The following is a 16,555-nucleotide window of genomic DNA, read 5'->3' on the forward strand; positions in this document are numbered from 1 at the left end:
GGCCGCAACCCGCAGCCGCACCCCCGCAGCCGCCACCTCACCGCCGCCGGCGCCGCGACCTCAGGTAGTCGCTCACCACAGCGGCCCCGAGCCCTTCCTCGTCGGCCGACACCACCCGGCCCCCACCCCGCCGGGCCACGATGTCGACGAACGCCGCCAACCGAGGATCATCACCGAGCTTGAACACCGAGATCGTCGCGCCGAGCCGGGCCAGCCCGTCGACCTCGTTCAACGTCTTGCTCAACGTCCGCGGCAGCGGCGGGTAGTTGAACTCCGCGTCCCCGTCCGGCTCCAGGTGGGCCGTCGGCTCGCCGTCGGTCACCACCAGCACCACGGGCTGCGCGTCGGGATGCCTCCGGAGGTGGCGCCCTGCCAGCAACAGGGCGTGGTGCAGGTTCGTGCCCTGCTCCCACACGCCTTCCAACGCCGTCAGCTGCCCGATGTCCACGGCCTCGGCATAGCGCCCGAAGGTCACCAACTGCAAAGCATCCGTCCGGAAACGGGTGCGCACGAGGTGATGCAGCGCCAGAGCCGTGCGCTTCATCGGTACCCAACGTCCGTCCTGCACCATCGACCAGGAGGTGTCCACGCACAGAGCGACCGCCGCACGCGTCCGGTGTTCGGTCTCGGACACTTCGAGATCGACGACGTCCAGGGACATCGAGCCGGACCGCAGCACGGAGTTGCGCAGGGTTCGCGGCACGTCCCAGGGTTCGGTGTCGCCGAACTGCCACGGGCGCGTCGACCCGATCAGCTCGCCCGCGGCACCGGCGGACGACGTCTCCCGCGACCCCTGGGACGAGCGGAGCTGGTCGACGACGCCGCGCAGCGCGGTCTCGCCGAGGCGCCGCAACGCTTTCGGCGTCAGCCGCATCGAGCCGTCGGGGGCGCGTTCGACGATGTTCTGCGAACGGAGCGCCTTCTCCAGCTCCGCCAACCGGCGGGCGTCGACCGAGGCCGACTCGCCGAGCTGGCGTTCCAGCGCCTCCAGGTCGATGTCCTCCAGGCGCGCGCCCGGATACGACTGCGACAGCTGCTCGGCCAGGTTGTCGAGCTCGGCGAGGTCCGCCATCGCCTGCGCGCCCTCGCCCAGGCCCAGCGGGTCCTGGCCGCGGAAGCGCGCGGACGACGTCCAGTCCTCGCCCGGCCGCAGCCGTTGCAGCAGCGAGTCCAAAGTGGACAAGGCTGAGCCGATGCCGCCGAACGCCTGCTGCGACAGCGCGGACAGCTCGGCGCGCTGGGCGTCGGTCATCGAGTTCATCATGCGTTGGGCGGCGGCCGAACGGGCCGCCAGCGCGTCGATGAGCTCGTCGACGTTGCGGGGCTTCTCGGGGAAGAACTCGCCGTGCTTGCGCATGAAGTCGTCGAACATGCGCGGCGTGTCCGGGGAGCCGGAGGCGTGGGCCTCCAGCAACGCGTTGAGGTCGCGCAGCATCCGCTGGATGCGCTCGACGTCGCGCGAGTCCACGTTGGACATCGCTTCCTTCATGCCCTGGAAGCGCTGGTCCAGCAGTTCCCGGCCGAGCAGGTCGCGGATCTGCTCGAACGCCTCGCGCGCCTCGGCGGAGCGCCAGTCGTAGTTCGACAGCTCCCGCACGGCCGCGGCGGTGCCCGGTGGCAGGGCGTCGAGCTGGGCCTCGCGGAAGCGCGCGTCGTCGGACGGGTCCGGGAACAACGTGCGGCGTTCGGCCTCCAGGGCCTGGTCGAGCAGCTGCCGGACCTCGGTGAGCGTGCCGTCGAGGCGGTGCCGGCGCTGGATCGACGCGCGGCGCTGCCACAGGCGCGAGGTCAGGTCGTCGAGGCCGCGGGTGCCGTCGACGCCGCGGCGCAGCAGTTCGCGCAGGGCGGACTGCGGTGAGGCGCCCTCCATGATCTCGCGGCCGAGCTCGTCCACGGCCGCGCGGAGGTCCACCGGCGGCGCCAGCGGATCGGCGCCGCCGCCCCAGCGTCCGTAGCGGTATCTCATCCGTACACCGATCGGTCGTCGTCGGAGGAGTTGTCCTTCGACAGGTTGCGCGTCAGGTAGAGCGACTCCAGCGCCAGTTCCACGGCCGACGCGATGCGGCCGACGGGGTCCTTCGGGCCCGCGCCCAGACGTGCCGCGACCTCGTGCAGGATCGGGAGCTCCGGCAACGCCGCCAGCAGGTCGCCCGCGTGCACCCGGTCACCGGTCGCGACGGGGTGGCCGTCGGAGACGACCTCGGCCAGCGCGCGGAGGTTCAGCCCGGCCAGGCGCGCCCGTGCCGTGTCGGCGATCGAGCGGCGCAGCAGGTGGACCAGCACCTCCTCCTCGCGGCCCTCCTCCCCCGCCTCGAACTCGAGCTTGCCGCGCAGCACGTCCGGCACCGACTCCAGGTCGACGGGACGCGCGATCGCCGGGCTCTCACCGATCAGCGCGGAGCGGCGCAACGCGGACGCCGCAACGGTTTCCGCCGCCGCGACCGCGAACCGCGCCGAGACGCCGGAACGCTGGTCGATGGACGACGACTCGCGCAGGTGCCGGACGAACCGGGCGATGATCTCCAGCAGGTGGTCGCCCACCTCCGCCACCAGGTCGGCCTCCTGGCGGACCAGGTCGACCTCGGCGTCGACCTCCAGCGGGTAGTGCGTGCGCACCTCCGCGCCGAAGCGGTCCTTCAGCGGCGTGATGATGCGGCCGCGGTTCGTGTAGTCCTCGGGGTTCGCGGTCGCCACGAGCAGCACGTCGAGCGGCAGCCGCAGCGTGTAGCCGCGGACCTGGATGTCGCGCTCCTCCATGACGTTGAGCAGCGACACCTGGATGCGTTCTGCCAGGTCGGGAAGCTCGTTGATGGCGATGATGCCGCGGTGGGCGCGCGGGAGCATGCCGTAGTGGATCGTCTCGGGGTCACCGAGCGAACGGCCCTCGGCGACCTTCACCGGGTCGACGTCGCCGACCAGGTCGCCCACGGACGTGTCGGGCGTCGCGAGCTTCTCCGCGTAGCGCTCGTCGCGGTGCCGCCACACCACCGGCAGGTCGTCGCCGAGCTCGGCGGCACGGCGCTTCGACTCCGGCGTGATCGGGTCGAGCGGGTGTTCGCCCAGCTCGGAGCCCTCGATCACGGGCGTCCACTCGTCGAGCAACGAGATCAGCGTGCGCAGCAGGCGCGTCTTGCCCTGCCCTCGCTCCCCGAGCAGGACGACGTCGTGGCCGGCCAGCAGCGCGCGTTCCAGCTGCGGGAGCACCGTGCGGTCGAAACCGACGATGCCGGGCCATGGGTTGCGTCCTTCGCGCAGTGCCGCGAGGAGGTTCTCCCTGATCTCGGTCTTGACGCCGCGCGGCAGGTGCCCGGCGGCGCGCAGCTCGCCCGCCGTGCGGGCCAGGTTCTGGGTCACTCCGACGACGCTACGCACCGAATCCGGACCCGTCGATGTGGAGCAACTCCAGGCACGGGCGCGGCGCGTGCGCCAGAATGCGGGGCGACATGAGTGACAGCGTTGATTTCAGATGGGCCCCTTCCCCCGCCGACTGGCGCGCCAGCCTGCGCGCGATGGTGCCGATGTTCAGATGGGCGCCGTGGTTCGCGCTCGCGTTCGCGGTGATCTCGCTCGTGCAGCTGTTCGCCCTCGACGGCCCGGCCTTCGTGGGGATCTTCGGACTGGTGTGCGCGCTGGTCATCGGGTTCATGGAGCCGGTCGCGGTGTGGTGGCGCTTCTCGTCCGACGAGATGATCAGCAGGACCGTGGTGGGCAGCGCCGACGCCCAGTCGTTCCGGATGGCCGTGGGCCACGCGGTGCGCGAGGAGATCGTCTGGCAGGAGCTGCCGGGCTGGACCGAGACGCGTCAGGGCTTCGTCCTGGAGACGCTGGACGAGGGCGCGGCGTCGCTCTCCGTGCCGCACCGGGCCTTCGCGTCCGATGAGGACCTGACGTCGTTCCGTTCGCTGCTCGAGAACAACATCGGTCCGGCCAAGTAGGTGTCTCGGATCGGGCACACCGGGTGGGGCTCCCAGGGCAGGGCCACGTAATCTCGTCGGGTGTCCTGTGCAAGTGCCACGCTGGTCGTGTGGACGTCGGGATGGCTGCACGGTCTAGCCGCCGCCGACGACGTCCTCGACGCCCTGCACACGTGGGCCGAGCAGCACGAGGTGGTGGCCGACGACGACGGCACCGCCACGGCGCTCGACCTCCCCGGTCCCGACGAGGCCCCCGTTGGCCCCGCCCTGCTGCTGGCCGCCCTGCGGCGCGCGGGCGCGACCTCCGCACGGCTGGTGCTACCAGTACCGGGCGATGTGCGGGGCCTGGGCGGCAAGGGGACCCTCGCGACGTGCGCGCTGCGCTCCGGCGAGGCGCTCGTCGTGCCGTCCGTGCACATCGGGCTCGTGCCGAAGATCGTGGCCGACGGCGTGATGCGCTGGACGGTGTTCGACCTGCCGTCGTCCAACGGCCTGGAGCACATCCCGATCGGCGAGGCCGAGCACGGCCTGGGCGCCGCGCTGCGCGAGGCGACGGCGGCCCTCGCGGCGCTCGACGTGGCCAAGCACCGCCCGAACGTCCGCAAGGAGATCGCCGACCTCGCGGCGGAGAACTCCCTGCTGCCGTGGCCGGACGCGATGCCACCCCGCGCGCTCCGCGTGCTGCAACGGGCCGCCGAGGTCGCCGCGATCGTGACGGTGGCCAGTTCCGACTCCCCCGGCGGCGCGCTGTCGGCGTCGGCGATGACGGCCCGCACGGAAGCACTGCGTCCGGTGTCCGAAGCCGTGCGTCGCGCACGGTGCGCGGCGGTCGACGAGGCCGTGCGCGTGCTCGCGGACAGCGGCGCCGGTCGTCACTGACCCAAACGAGTGGTTCTCCCCCGGTAACCCCTCCTGAGCGGCCAACTCCCCCAGAAGTGTCGGTGCCCCCACATATGGTGCCGAGTGGGGAGGACGCCGAATGGAGGACGTCGACCAGCGCCGGTCGAGCACAGCACCCCGGTACGCGGGCGCCCTCATGCTGGCCGCGGTCGCCGGGCACCTGCTGTCCGAGACGGCCACGGGCGCGCTCACGACGTGGCAGTCGTGGGTGCTCTACGGCCTCGGCGCGAGTCTTCTGGTGCTTTCGGCGTCCGCGATCGACCGGCTGAACCAGCTGGCCAAGCGCATCCGGTTGCGCTGGGTGGTGTTCACGGCCGTGCTCGCCGTCGTGGCGGTGCTGGTGGCGTTCGCGGGGCCGCCGCTGGTCGCGTACGGGCGGGTGCTGGTGCTCGGCTGCCCGCAGCCGACCGAGGTGCGGGTGCTGACGTCGCAGGACGCCGAGCCCGCGATCGGTGAGGTGGCGCGGAAGTTCGAGCTGCACACGGCGTCGAAGAACCACGGGTGCCGCACGGCGCGGCTGTACGTGTTCTCGGCGCCGGGCGACCAGGGGTCGACCGCGTTGCGTGCCTCCTGGTCGGCGAAGGAACTGCGCGAGATCGGGCCGCACCCGGACGTCTGGCTGCCCGACTCGACCGCGGAGACGAACGAGGTCGTGCGCCGCACGAGGAGCGTCGGGTCCGCGGTGAACATCGAGCCGGGCAGGTCCGTCGCGTTCTCGCCTGTCGTGCTCGGGGTGCCGCCGCAGGTCGCGCGGGACGTCGCCTCCGGCGGCTCGGAGAAGTGGGGCGAGCTGCTGACCAAGGTCAGCGGTGCGGGGATTCCGGTCGGCAGGCCGAACCCGCTGCTCACGGCGGCCGGCGGGCTCGCCACCGCGGCGCTGTACGAGTCGCTCGCCCCTGCCGTCGTGGAGCGCAGGGTCACCGAGACCGACAGGCCGCTGCCCGGCGCCGCGATGATCACGACCGAGCAGGTGTTGTTGCGGCACAACAAGACCAGGTGCGCGCAGAAGCCGTGCCTCACCGCGCTGTACCCGTCGGACACTTACCGCGCCGACTACCCGCTGAACCTCGTCAACTGGGACGCCCACGACGTGCGCAACCACGCCGCCCGCGAGCCGGCGAAGGCGTTCCAGGCGTGGCTCGCCACGCAGGAGGGCCAGACCGCGCTCAACGCCGCCGGGCTGCGTCCCGCCGGACAGGCCGCGGGAGGCGAGTTCCGCGAGGAGTTCGGCGTGCGGGCCGGGCTCGCGCTCGACCGCGAGGAGGCCGGGCCCGACGAAGCGGGGCAGGCCGAGTTCCAGAAGAAGTACGAACAGGCCAAGAGGGACGGGCGCGTCTGGCTCACGCTCGACGCGTCCGGGTCGATGGCGGATCCGGCGCCGACCGGGGAGACGCGGTTCGCCGTCGCGGTCAACGGCGTCGGCAAGGCCCTCACGCAGATGGGCCCCGAGGACACGTACGGCCTGTCGGTGTTCAGCGACGACCAGGTGCGACAGCTCATCCCGCTCGGCAGACGGGACAAGGAGGCCGCGGCCGCCGCGCTGAGCACCGTCACGCCGGCCGGTGGCACGCCGCTGCACCAGGCGGTCATCGACAGCCTCGACCGGGTCGGCACCGACGACGCGGACCACGTCAGCGCCGTGATCGCGCTGACCGACGGCGAGGACACGACGAGCACGCAGACCCGGCAGGACGTCGTGGACGCGGTGCGGAGCAAGGGGATCCGCGTGTTCGTGATCGCCGTCGGCGGCGCGAGCTGCGCGACGCACGCGCTGACCACGATCACGGACGCGTCGGGTGGCGAGTGCCGCGACTCGACGGCGGACACGCTCGGGGACGACCTGGCGGAGCTGTTCCGCCGGGTGTGGGGAGGTTCCGGATGAGGTGGTTGCGGCGCACGTGGGCGGCCCTGCCCAGACTGGGTCCGCCCGGTGTGGTGTGGGCGAACCGCTCGTGGCTCGCGATGGGCGTGGCCGTCGGCATCGTGCTCACGATCCTGTTCACCAACGGCGTGCAGCCCCTCTTCCGCGAGTCGACGGAGTGGGAGAAGGGCAAGCTCGTCGTGCTCAGCGGCCGCGACCAGAGCGACGGCGGCCAGCGGCGCGCGTTGATCAACCAGTGGAACGCCGAACACCCCGAGCAGCCCGCGGAGATCGTCGAGCTGCCGGACGAGGCGGACGGCCAGCGCAGCGAGATGGTCGCGCGGGCCAGGGAGGCGACCGGCGGTGTGGACGTCTTCAACCTCGACGTCACCTGGACCGCCGAGTTCGCGCAGGCCGGCCATTTACGCCCGTTGTCCACTGTGGACACCAGCGGGTTCCTGCGCCGCCCGCTGGAGAGCTGCCGCTACCAGGGCGTGCTGTGGGCGCTGCCGTTCAACACGGACGCGGGCCTCCTCTTCTACCGCAAGGACCTGGTGAAGGAGGACCCGCTCGAACTGGACGACATCACCACCACCTCCACAAGAGCGCTGCGAGCGGCACAGGACACCCGTCTGGCCGCCGGCTACGCGGGCCAGTTAGCCGATTACGAGGGCCTCACCGTCAACGCGCTGGAACTGATCTGGGCGGAGAAGGGCGACGTGGTCGACGAGAGCAACAAGGTCGTGATCGACTCCGAACGCACCCGCCGCGCCCTCCGCTGGCTCGCGGACGGCCTCAAGGGCGACAAACCCGTGGTGCTGCCCGACTCCCGCGCCCAGACCGAACCGCTCACCACCCAGGCGTTCCGCGACGGCAAGATCGCCTTCATGCGCAACTGGCCGGTCGCCCACCGCACCCTGCAGGGCAACCAGGACGAGTCGGCAGGCCGCCCCCGCATCGACTTCGGCGTGACGCAGCTGCCCGGCCCGAGCGTCCTCGGCGGCCAGAACCTCGCCATCTCCGCCAAGTCCGCGAAACCCCGTGCGGCCCAGGCACTCATCGAGTTCCTCACCGGCCCGCGCAGCCAGCAGCTCCTCTTCGAACGAGGAGGCCTCGCCGCCACCCGCGGCATCGTCTACCAGGACAGCCGCGTCGCCACCGAGCACCCGTACTCCAGCACCCTGCTGGACGCGATCGAGGACGCCCGTCTCCGCCCGGTCACCCCGTACTACTCGCGCTTCAGCGACGAGTTCCGCGCCGTCGTCCGCTACGCGCTGGACCACGACGGCGCGTTGCCCGCGAACGCCGAGGAGTCGCTGACGGCGGCACTTCAGGGCCGCTGATCCGGGCGCAGCACGAAGTCGTGGGTGAGCGTGCGGCGGTCGTCGTGCAGCGTGGTGGTTCTGATGGCACCGGCGGGGATCGCGCCTTCCACCGCGCTGTCGACCAGCGGATCGCCGTCGAGGTAGATCTGGGTGGTCAGCGGCAGGCAACCGGGCGCGGTGACGGTGGCGTGGATGTGCAGCGGCCGCTTCCCCTCGAACCGCAGGGCGTCGAGCAGACCGCCGATCGGACCGTTCTCGGCCAGTCCCAGGGTCTCCACGCCGGGCATGACCGTGCGGAACTCGTAGCGGCCCTCACCATCGGCGACGACCGTGGCGCGGAGGTTGTGCTCGGGAACCCCGGTGGAGTCGTTGGGGATGTTCAGCGGCAGGAAGTCGCTGGTGTCGATGCCGGAGTAGACGTTGTTCGCGTCGATCTGCCAGACCTCCAGCGTCGCTCCGGGAAGCGGATCGCCTGTCGTGGTGCGCACGGTGCCGGACACGACGAGGGGCTCGCCTGGTTCGTCCGGGCGCATCGGCAGCACGGCAGGGCTCTCCAGCACGGGTGCGCCCGGCCGGTAGGCGGAGCCCTCCATCTCCCAGTGGCTCGCGCCGTCCTTCTCGGGGTGGGCGTACGGCGCGCCCACCGTTCCTTTGAGGACGGTCTTGTAGAAGAAGACCCGCAACAGGGCCAACTCCCCGGCGTCGGCCGCTGACCGCAGCCAGTCGAGCGCGGCGACCATCTCGTCGCGCGTGACCTGGTGCCGCAGCAGGACGTCGTCGACCGCGTGGCGCAGGTCGCCGAACACGACCTGCAGCCGACTCGCTGATCCGTTCACGACGTCCCTCCTCAACGCCGGACGGTCTTCAGCGCGCCGGCCCAGGACTCCAGCTGGTCGAACAGCACGTCGGCGGCGCTGTCGTGCCTCGCCGCGGGCTTGAACACCGAGAAGTTCTCGAAGTCGGTCTGCAACGAGAACGACAGCTGCTGCCGGACGTGGGCGATCTGCAGTTCGCTCGCGATCGCACGCAGGTGCTCGATGGCACGCGCGCCGCCGAGGGAGCCGTACGAAACGAAGCCCGCAGCCTTGTTGTTCCACTCCGCGTAAAGGAAGTCGATCGCGTTCTTGAGCACCCCGGAGGTGGAGTGGTTGTACTCCGGGGTCACGAAGACGAAGCCGTCGAACCCGCTGATCCTGGCGGCCCACGCCTTCGTGTGCTCACCCGCGTACCTGCCCGCGCTCGCCGGCACGGCCTCGTCGAGGTGCGGCAGCGGGTGGTCGAGCAGGTCGACCAGCTCGTAGGTGGCGCCGGTGCGCTCCTTCGCCCTGGTCAGCACCCAGTCCGCCACCGCGGCGCCGTTGCGGCCCGGCCGGGTGCTGCCGAGGATGATCGCGATCCTGAGGTCGCTCATTGGTGTTCCTCCACGTCGTTGACTTGAATCTTCAAGTCAACTTAGCGACTCTCACTTGAACTTTCAAGTGATCTCCGTCGGATCTACACTGCGTCCATGTCCGCCAGAGATCAGTCCGACGGGACCGAGCCGCGCTGGCTCACCGACGACCAGCTGGCGATGTGGCGCGGCTTCATGAGGCTCGTCCAGCGGCTGCCCGCCGCGCTGGAGTCACAGCTGCAGCAGGACTCGGCGCTCAGCTTCATCGAGTACCACGTGCTGGCGCACCTCTCGGAGCAGCCCGAGCTGCGCATCCGGATGAGCGAGCTGGCTGACGTCGCGAACACGGAGCTGTCCCGGCTCTCGCACATGGTCGGCCGGCTGGAGAAGCGCGGGTTCGTCTACCGCGAGCCCGATCCCGCGAACGGGCGCTACACGCTCGCGGTGCTGACCGACGCGGGTCAGGCGCACCTGGAGGAAGCGGCGCCCGCGCACGTGGCCCGCGTGCTGGACCTGTTCGTCGACGGCCTGTCCCCGGACGACCTGCGAGCACTGCGCCGGATCTCCGACACGGTGCTCGCGCGCATCGACCGCCGGTGAATCAGGTGCGGGCGGGCCTCTTGGCCGGCTCGCAGCACAGCGGCGCACAAGGCGCACCGTTCACCGTGCACCCCGCAGCCACGAACGACGACAACTTCCGCACGGGCGCACCGGAAGTGTGCTCGGCGACCAGTTCGGTGACGAGCTCGGCGAACCGCGGGTCACCGTTGGGCGTGGCCGCGCGGGCGAACTCCATTCCCAGCTCGGCAGCGCGGTCACGGGCCTCGGTGTCGAGGTCCCACACCACTTCGAGGTGGTCGGACACGAACCCGATCGGACACACCACGACGCCACCGACACCCTTGGCGTGCAACGCGTCGATGTGGTCGACGACGTCGGGCTCCAGCCACGGGATCTGCGGCGGGCCGGAACGCGACTGCCACACCACGTCGTACTCGGTCACGCCGAGCTCGGCGGCGACGAGACGCGAGGCCTCGACGATCTGGCGCGAGTAGCGGTAACCGCCTTCCGACGGCGGGCCGGCGGCCTTGTCCGCGGACACCGGCACCGAGTGCGCGGTGAAGACGATGCGGTACGGGCCGCTCAAAGACGCTGCCGCGGCACGGATCGCGTCGGCGAAGGAGGAGATGAAGAGCGGGTGGTCGAAGAACTGGCGCAGCTTCACCAGTTCCGGCCCACCGGGCACGGCCTGCAGGGCTCGCACGATGTCCTCGTCGTACTGACGGCAGGCGGAGTAGCCGCCGTACGCGCTCGTCGGGAACACCAACGCGCGCTCGACGCCGTCGGCCTTCATCTGCGCGACGACGTCCTCGACCATCGGGTGCCAGTTGCGGTTGCCGAAGTAGATCGGCAGCTCGAAACCACGGGCCTTCACGGCCTCGATGGCTTCCAGGTTCAGGCGGTTGATCGGCGACACGCCGCCGAAGTGCTGGTAGTGGGCCTCGACCTCGTCCAGCCGCTCCGGCGGCACGCCACGTCCGCGAACCACGTTCTCCAGGAAGGGACGGACGTCCTCAGGACCTTCTGGGCCGCCGAAGGACAGCCAGAGCAGCGCGTCGAAACTCACCGCTCCATCCAATCAGACGCCCGATCGCCTCACATGACGAACGGGTGTGACCTCAGAGACCGAGGAAGTGCACGCCGCCGTCGACGAACACCATCGAGCCGGTGGTGGCCGGGAACCAGTCGGACAGCAGGCCGCACACGGACTTCGCGACCGGCGTCGGGTCGTCGACGTCCCACGACAGCGGCGCCTTCTCGCCCCACATCTTCTCCAGCTCGCCGAAGCCCGGGATGGACTTCGCGGCCATGGTGCGCACCGGGCCGGCCGAGATGAGGTTCACGCGGATGCCGTCCGGACCGAGGTCGCGCGCCATGTAGCGGTTGATCGACTCGAACGCCGCCTTCGCCGCGCCCATCCAGTTGTAGGCGGGCCACGCCTGGCGGGCGTCGAAGTCGAGACCGACGACCGACGAGCCGTGCGTCAGCAACGGGCGGGTGGCCTGCACGAGCGCCTTGTACGAGTACGCGGAGACGTGCATCGCGACCGAGACGTCCTCCCACGGCGCGTCCATGAACGGCGCGCCGAGGCAGCTCTGCGGGGCGAAGCCGATGGCGTGCACGACGCCGTCGAGGCCGTCGACGTGCTCGCGCACCCGGTCTGCGAGCGTGTCGAGGTGCTCCTGGTTCTGCACGTCGAGCTCGACCACGGGCGCGGGCTTGGGCAGGCGCTGGGCGATGCGCGTCACGAGGCTCATCCGGCCGAACCCGGTCAGCACGACCTCGGCGCCCTGCTCCTGGGCGACGCGTGCGACGTGGAAGGCGATCGACGCGTCGGTGATCACACCGGTGATCAGCAGTCGCTTGCCTTCGAGCAGTCCGGTCACTTGGTCCAACCCTTTCCCTAGTGCAGAAGAAGAAAACTCAGTGGCCCATGCCGAGGCCGCCGTCGACCGGCAGCACGGCACCGTTGATGTAGCCGGACTCGTTGGCGGCGAGGAACGTGACGGCGCGCGCGATCTCCTCGGCCGCGCCGTAGCGGGCGGCCGGGATCTGCTTGAGCGCGGCGTCGCGGACGGCCTCGGGCAGCTCGTTCGTCATGTCCGTGGTGATGAAGCCCGGCGCGATGACGTTCGCGGTGATGTTGCGGGAGCCCAGCTCCAGCGCGATCGAGCGCGCCATGCCGACCATGCCCGCCTTGGACGCCGCGTAGTTCACCTGGCCGGCGCCGCCGGTGAGGCCGACGACGGACGAGATGAAGACGATGCGGCCGAACTTCTTGCGCAGCATGCCTCGGGAGGCGCGCTGGGCGAACCGGAACGCGCCGGTCAGGTTCGCGTCGACGACCTGCGTGAACTGCTCCTCGCTCATGCGCAGCAGCAGCGTGTCCTGCGTCATTCCCGCGTTGCAGACGAGCACCTCGACGGGACCGTGCGCGGCCTCGACCTCCGTGAACGCGGCGTCGATCTCCTCGGAGTTCGTCACGTCGCACTTCACGCCGAGCAGGCCTTCGGGAGCGCCGGACCCGCGGTGCGTCACCGCGACCTTGTCGCCCTGCGCCGCGAACGCCTGCGCGATGGCGAGGCCGATGCCGCGGTTGCCTCCGGTGACCAGAACGGACCGACTCACTAGCTCTCCTGAGAATCGCTGCTGGTTGACCGGGTGAGGCTATCGGCTACCGGCAGGTAGACCGGCATCGGCGGAGGCATGTCACACCCAGCCAGGCATGATCGGGTGATGCGGGCGTTTCTCGATCAGCTCCGGCGTCACGTGGACGGTGACGTGCTGGACGACCCGGCGAGCCGGGCCCTGTACTCGGCGGACGCGTCGAACTACCGGCACGTGCCGCGGGTGGTCGTCCGTCCACGCACGACGGACGCGGTGGTCGCGGCCGTCGGGCTGGCCGCCGAGCACCGCGTGCCGATCACCAGCCGCGGCGCGGGAACGTCCATCGCGGGCAACGCGTGCGGCACCGGTCTGGTGATCGACTTCAGCCGGTACCTGACCGCGTTCGAGATCTCCGGCGACCGCGCGTTCGCCCAGCCGGGCGCGGTGCTCGACAAGATCAACGCGGCAGCGGGCGACCACCTGTTCGGCCCCGACCCGTCGACGCACTCGCGCTGCACCATCGGCGGGATGATCGGCAACAACGCGTGCGGCGCGCACTCGGTGAAGTGGGGCAAGACCAGCGAGAACGTCACGAACCTCCAGGTCCTGACCGTGGACGGCCGCACGTTCGACACCACGGACCCGCCCGAGCTCAGCCTCCCGTCCCACGACCCGGCGTGGTTCCCGCAGCTCACACGCCGGGTCAGCGGGTACGCGCTGGACGCCCCGACGCTGACCCAGCAGCTGGTCGGCACCGAGGGCACCTGCGTGGTCCTGCTGGGCGCCGAGCTGAAGCTGGTGCGCAGGCCGGAACGCCGGATCCTGGTCGTGCTCGGCTTCGCGGACACCTACGAGGCCGCCGACCAGGTCACCCAGATCGAGGACGCGCTCGCGATCGAGGGCCTGAACGAGTCGCTCGTGCGCAGCGTTCGCACGCGTCCCGACCTGCCAGAAGGCCGCAGCTGGCTGTTCGTCGAGGTCGAGGACCACCCCGAACGCGTCGCGCGGCTCAGCAGGAACTCGATGATCATCCACGACCCGGCGCACCAGCGGGCGCTGTGGCGGATCCGCGAGGACGGCGCCGGTCTCGCCACCCGCATGGCCGACGGCAGCGAGGCCTGGTCGGGCTGGGAGGACTCGGCCGTCCCGCCGGAGCGCCTCGGCACCTACCTGCGGGACTTCGACCAGCTGCTGACCAGGTACGGCCGCCGTGGCATCACCTACGGCCACTACGGCGAGGGCTGCATCCACGTCCGCATCGACTTCGACCTGGCGAGCGGTTACCGCGAGTTCCTGCAGGACGCCGCCGACCTGGTCGTGAGCCACGGCGGCAGCCTGTCCGGCGAGCACGGCGACGGCCAGGCGCGGTCCGAGCTGCTCAGCCGGATGTACCCGCCCGACGCCATCAGGGCGTTCCGGGAGTTCAAGCACGCCTTCGACCCTCAGAACCTGCTCAACCCGGGCCGGATCGTCGAGCCGCTCAAACTCGACGACGACCTGCGGATCCTCGTCGCGCCGCCGAAGATCCCGACCCGCGCGGAGTTCGCGAGCGACACGCGCAGGTGCGTCGGCGTCGGCAAGTGCCTGAACACGCACGGCGGCGTGATGTGCCCGAGCTACCGCGTCACCCGCGAGGAGAAGCACTCCACGAGGGGTCGCGCGCACCTGCTGTTCGAGATGCTCAACGGCGACGTGATCAAGGGCGGCTGGCGCTCCCCCGAGGTGGCCGAGGCGCTCGACCTCTGCCTGGGGTGCAAGGGCTGCAAGCGCGACTGCCCCGTCGACGTCGACATGGCGAGCTACAAGGCCGAGTTCCTGCACGAGCACTACAAGAAGCGCGTCCGGCCCCTGTCGCACTACACGATGGGCTGGCTGCCGACGTGGCTGAAGTACGGGCTGGTCAACAGGTTCACGGCGAGGTTCGGCCGGTTCGCGGGCATCACGCCGGAACGCGAGCTGCCCACGCAGACCACCCGGCTGGTCCGCCAGCTGCACCCGATGGGCGAGGGCGATCCGGTGCTGCTGTTCCCCGACACGTTCACGAACCACTTCGAACCGGGCATCGGCCTCGACGCCGCGAACGTGCTGGCACACCTGGGAAACCGCGTCGAGGTGCCGTCCGCGAACGTCTGCTGTGGACTGACGTGGCACTCGACGGGCCAGTTGACGAAGGCCCGCCGAGTGGTCGAACGCACCGCACGCGCGTTGCTCCCGTGGACGAGCCAGGGAGTCCCGGTGATCGGCCTGGAACCGAGCTGCACCGCGTTCCTCCGCGCGGAGGCACCGAAACTCTCGGACGACCCCGCGGTGCAAGCGCTGGCGAAGGCCACCCGGACGTTCGCCGAGCACGTGGCCCCGAAACTGCCGTCACTTCCAGGCGCGCGCGAAGCCGTCGTGCAGACCCACTGCCACCAGTACGCCGAGCTCGGCTTCGAGCCCGACCGCGCCGCGATGGCGAAGGCGGGCCTGAAGCCGACGGTCGTCGAGGGGTGCTGCGGCCTCGCCGGGAACTTCGGTTTCGAGCGAGGCCACTACGACGTCTCGATCGCGTGCGCCGAACAGGACCTGCTGCCCGCGTTGCGCGCCAACGAGGACGCGCTGGTGATCGCGGACGGATTCAGCTGCCGCACGCAGATCCGCCACACCACCGAACGCACACCGGTCCACCTCGCCAGCGCGCTCGCCGGGCTAATCGCGGTCGAGGACTGAGTCCTTCGACGTCTCGCGCATGAACCCGTAGACCAGCAGGGAGATCAGCACGCACCCGGCGACGTAGTAGAAGAACACCGACTCCATGCCGGCCTGCTTGAACCACAGCGCCACGTACTCGGCCGTGCCGCCGAAGATCGCCACGGTCAGCGCGTACGGCAGTCCGACGCCCAGCGCGCGGATGTTGGTCGGGAACAGCTCGGCCTTCACGATCGCGTTGATCGACGTGTACCCGGTGACGATCACCAGGCCGCCGAGCATCAACAGGAACGCCGGCACCGCCTCGGACGTCGTGGCGAGCGCCGACAACAACGGCACCGTGGCCAACGTTCCCAGCACACCGAACCCGAGCAGCAACGGACGCCGGCCGATCCGGTCGGACAACGCGCCCGCAAGCGGTTGCAGCACCACGAACACCAGCAGTGCGGCGAAGTTGATCCAGCTGACCGTCGCGGCGTCGATGTGGCTCGTGTTCACCATGAACTTCTGCAGGTACGTCGTGAACGTGTAGAACGCGACCGTGCCACCGAGCGTCAGCCCCACCACGGTCAGGCACTCCTTGGGGTGTTTGAGCAACGCCCTGATGGTGCCCTTCTGCTCACCGCTGTCCTTCTGCTTCTCGAAGTTCGACGACTCGTCCATCCCGCGCCGCAACCACATGACGACGATCGCCCCGGTCGCGCCGATGACGAACGCGACCCGCCAGCCCCACTCCATCATCTCGGTCTTGGAGAGGAACTGCTGCAACACGATCTGCACGCCCAGTGCGACGAGCTGCCCGGCTGTCAGCGTCACGTACTGGAAGCTGGAGTAGAAACCGCGGCGGGCAGGAGAGGCCACTTCGGACAGATAGGTCGCCGAGGTCGCGTACTCACCACCGACGGACAGCCCCTGGAGCAGCCGCGCCAGCACCAGCAGGACCGGTGCCGCGACACCGATGGACGCGTACGACGGCGTGAGCGCGATGATCAGCGAACCGGCCGCCATGAGCGTTACGGACAACGTCAGCGCGGCACGACGCCCGTGCCGGTCGGCGTACCGGCCGAGCAGCCAGCCGCCCAGCGGCCGCATGAGGAAGCCGACGGCGAACACGGCGGCGGTGTTGAGCAGCTGCGCGGTCTGGTCGCCTTTGGGGAAGAACGCTGCCGCGAAGTAGATGCTGAACGCTGTGTAGGCGTACCAGTCGTACCACTCGATGAGATTTCCGACCGATCCGCGCAGCACGTTCGCCACCACACGGCGTTCGCTGCTCTTCTCCTGAACCACTGTCATGCCGGACACCATCCCG

14 protein-coding genes are annotated in these 16,555 nt (G+C 70.4%); 6 read left to right on the top strand and 8 right to left on the bottom strand.

All coding sequences use genetic code 11. The features are described from left to right. Positions 1-37 precede the first annotated feature (37 nt). Together ACFWN2_RS14790 and ACFWN2_RS14795 are read right to left on the bottom strand one after the other, a co-directional pair. Positions 38-1,966 carry a VWA domain-containing protein gene (locus ACFWN2_RS14790; protein ID WP_382427783.1) on the bottom strand — a complete coding sequence of 643 codons (1,929 nt, stop codon included), beginning with the start codon at positions 1,964-1,966 and terminating at the stop codon, positions 38-40. Further along, a complete protein-coding gene (locus ACFWN2_RS14795; protein WP_382427785.1) occupies positions 1,963-3,354 on the bottom strand; it encodes a sigma 54-interacting transcriptional regulator in 1,392 nt (463 codons plus the stop codon). The genes ACFWN2_RS14790 and ACFWN2_RS14795 overlap by 4 nt, the downstream gene beginning before the upstream one ends. 155 nt (positions 3,355-3,509) lie before the next feature. On the opposite strand from ACFWN2_RS14795, the gene ACFWN2_RS14800 reads away from it, so the two are divergent. The 4 genes from ACFWN2_RS14800 to ACFWN2_RS14815 all read left to right on the top strand — a co-directional run bounded on the left by ACFWN2_RS14800 (position 3,510) and on the right by ACFWN2_RS14815 (position 8,018). After that, positions 3,510-3,935 (top strand): hypothetical protein, encoded by a 426-nt coding sequence (locus tag ACFWN2_RS14800; protein WP_382427787.1) that lies wholly within the window; start codon positions 3,510-3,512, stop codon positions 3,933-3,935. A gap of 60 nt (positions 3,936-3,995) precedes the next feature. After that, positions 3,996-4,793, top strand: a complete 798-nt coding sequence (locus tag ACFWN2_RS14805) for a hypothetical protein (RefSeq protein ID WP_382427789.1) — start codon at positions 3,996-3,998, stop codon at positions 4,791-4,793. A gap of 100 nt (positions 4,794-4,893) precedes the next feature. Further along, a complete protein-coding gene (locus ACFWN2_RS14810) occupies positions 4,894-6,696 on the top strand; it encodes a substrate-binding domain-containing protein (protein ID WP_382427791.1) in 1,803 nt (600 codons plus the stop codon). Further along, the gene (locus ACFWN2_RS14815; RefSeq protein ID WP_382427793.1) at positions 6,693-8,018 is read left to right on the top strand and encodes an extracellular solute-binding protein; all 1,326 of its coding nucleotides are present in this window, start codon (positions 6,693-6,695) and stop codon (positions 8,016-8,018) included. Before ACFWN2_RS14810 ends, ACFWN2_RS14815 begins: the two co-directional genes overlap by 4 nt. Here the strand turns inward: ACFWN2_RS14815 and ACFWN2_RS14820 are convergent. Continuing rightward, entirely contained in the window at positions 8,006-8,836 is an 831-nt protein-coding gene (locus tag ACFWN2_RS14820) for a catechol 1,2-dioxygenase (RefSeq protein ID WP_382427795.1), read from the bottom strand. The two genes, ACFWN2_RS14815 and ACFWN2_RS14820, sit on opposite strands and share 13 nt — an antisense overlap. An 11-nt stretch (positions 8,837-8,847) precedes the next feature. Then, entirely contained in the window at positions 8,848-9,411 is a 564-nt protein-coding gene (locus tag ACFWN2_RS14825) for an NADPH-dependent FMN reductase (protein WP_382427796.1), read from the bottom strand. A gap of 96 nt (positions 9,412-9,507) precedes the next feature. Here ACFWN2_RS14825 and ACFWN2_RS14830 point away from each other — a divergent pair, with 96 nt between their 5' ends. After that, positions 9,508-9,990 (top strand): MarR family winged helix-turn-helix transcriptional regulator, encoded by a 483-nt coding sequence (locus ACFWN2_RS14830; RefSeq protein ID WP_382427798.1) that lies wholly within the window; start codon positions 9,508-9,510, stop codon positions 9,988-9,990. A 1-nt stretch (position 9,991) separates the two neighbouring features. Here the strand turns inward: ACFWN2_RS14830 and ACFWN2_RS14835 are convergent, their stop codons facing one another. The 3 genes from ACFWN2_RS14835 to fabG are packed head-to-tail and all read right to left on the bottom strand — an operon-like array spanning position 9,992 to position 12,579. After that, positions 9,992-11,017 carry a ferrochelatase gene (locus ACFWN2_RS14835; protein WP_382427800.1) on the bottom strand — a complete coding sequence of 342 codons (1,026 nt, stop codon included), beginning with the start codon at positions 11,015-11,017 and terminating at the stop codon, positions 9,992-9,994. 52 nt (positions 11,018-11,069) lie between these two features. Further along, positions 11,070-11,837 (bottom strand): enoyl-ACP reductase FabI, encoded by a 768-nt coding sequence (fabI, locus tag ACFWN2_RS14840; RefSeq protein WP_189156736.1) that lies wholly within the window; start codon positions 11,835-11,837, stop codon positions 11,070-11,072. Between the two features lie 37 nt (positions 11,838-11,874). Continuing rightward, the gene (gene fabG / locus ACFWN2_RS14845) at positions 11,875-12,579 is read right to left on the bottom strand and encodes a 3-oxoacyl-ACP reductase FabG (RefSeq protein ID WP_382427803.1); all 705 of its coding nucleotides are present in this window, start codon (positions 12,577-12,579) and stop codon (positions 11,875-11,877) included. A 108-nt stretch (positions 12,580-12,687) separates the two neighbouring features. Here fabG and ACFWN2_RS14850 point away from each other — a divergent pair, with 108 nt between their 5' ends. After that, on the top strand, positions 12,688-15,267 hold the full coding sequence (locus tag ACFWN2_RS14850; protein WP_382427805.1) for an FAD-binding and (Fe-S)-binding domain-containing protein: 2,580 nt from the start codon (positions 12,688-12,690) through the stop codon (positions 15,265-15,267). Here the strand turns inward: ACFWN2_RS14850 and ACFWN2_RS14855 are convergent. After that, positions 15,247-16,551 carry an MFS transporter gene (locus ACFWN2_RS14855; RefSeq protein ID WP_382427807.1) on the bottom strand — a complete coding sequence of 435 codons (1,305 nt, stop codon included), beginning with the start codon at positions 16,549-16,551 and terminating at the stop codon, positions 15,247-15,249. The genes ACFWN2_RS14850 and ACFWN2_RS14855 overlap by 21 nt on opposite strands. Positions 16,552-16,555: the final 4 nt, after the last annotated feature.

This window comes from Lentzea sp. NPDC058436 (genome assembly GCF_042721515.1).
In the GTDB taxonomy this organism is placed as follows: Bacteria; Actinomycetota; Actinomycetes; order Mycobacteriales; family Pseudonocardiaceae; genus Lentzea.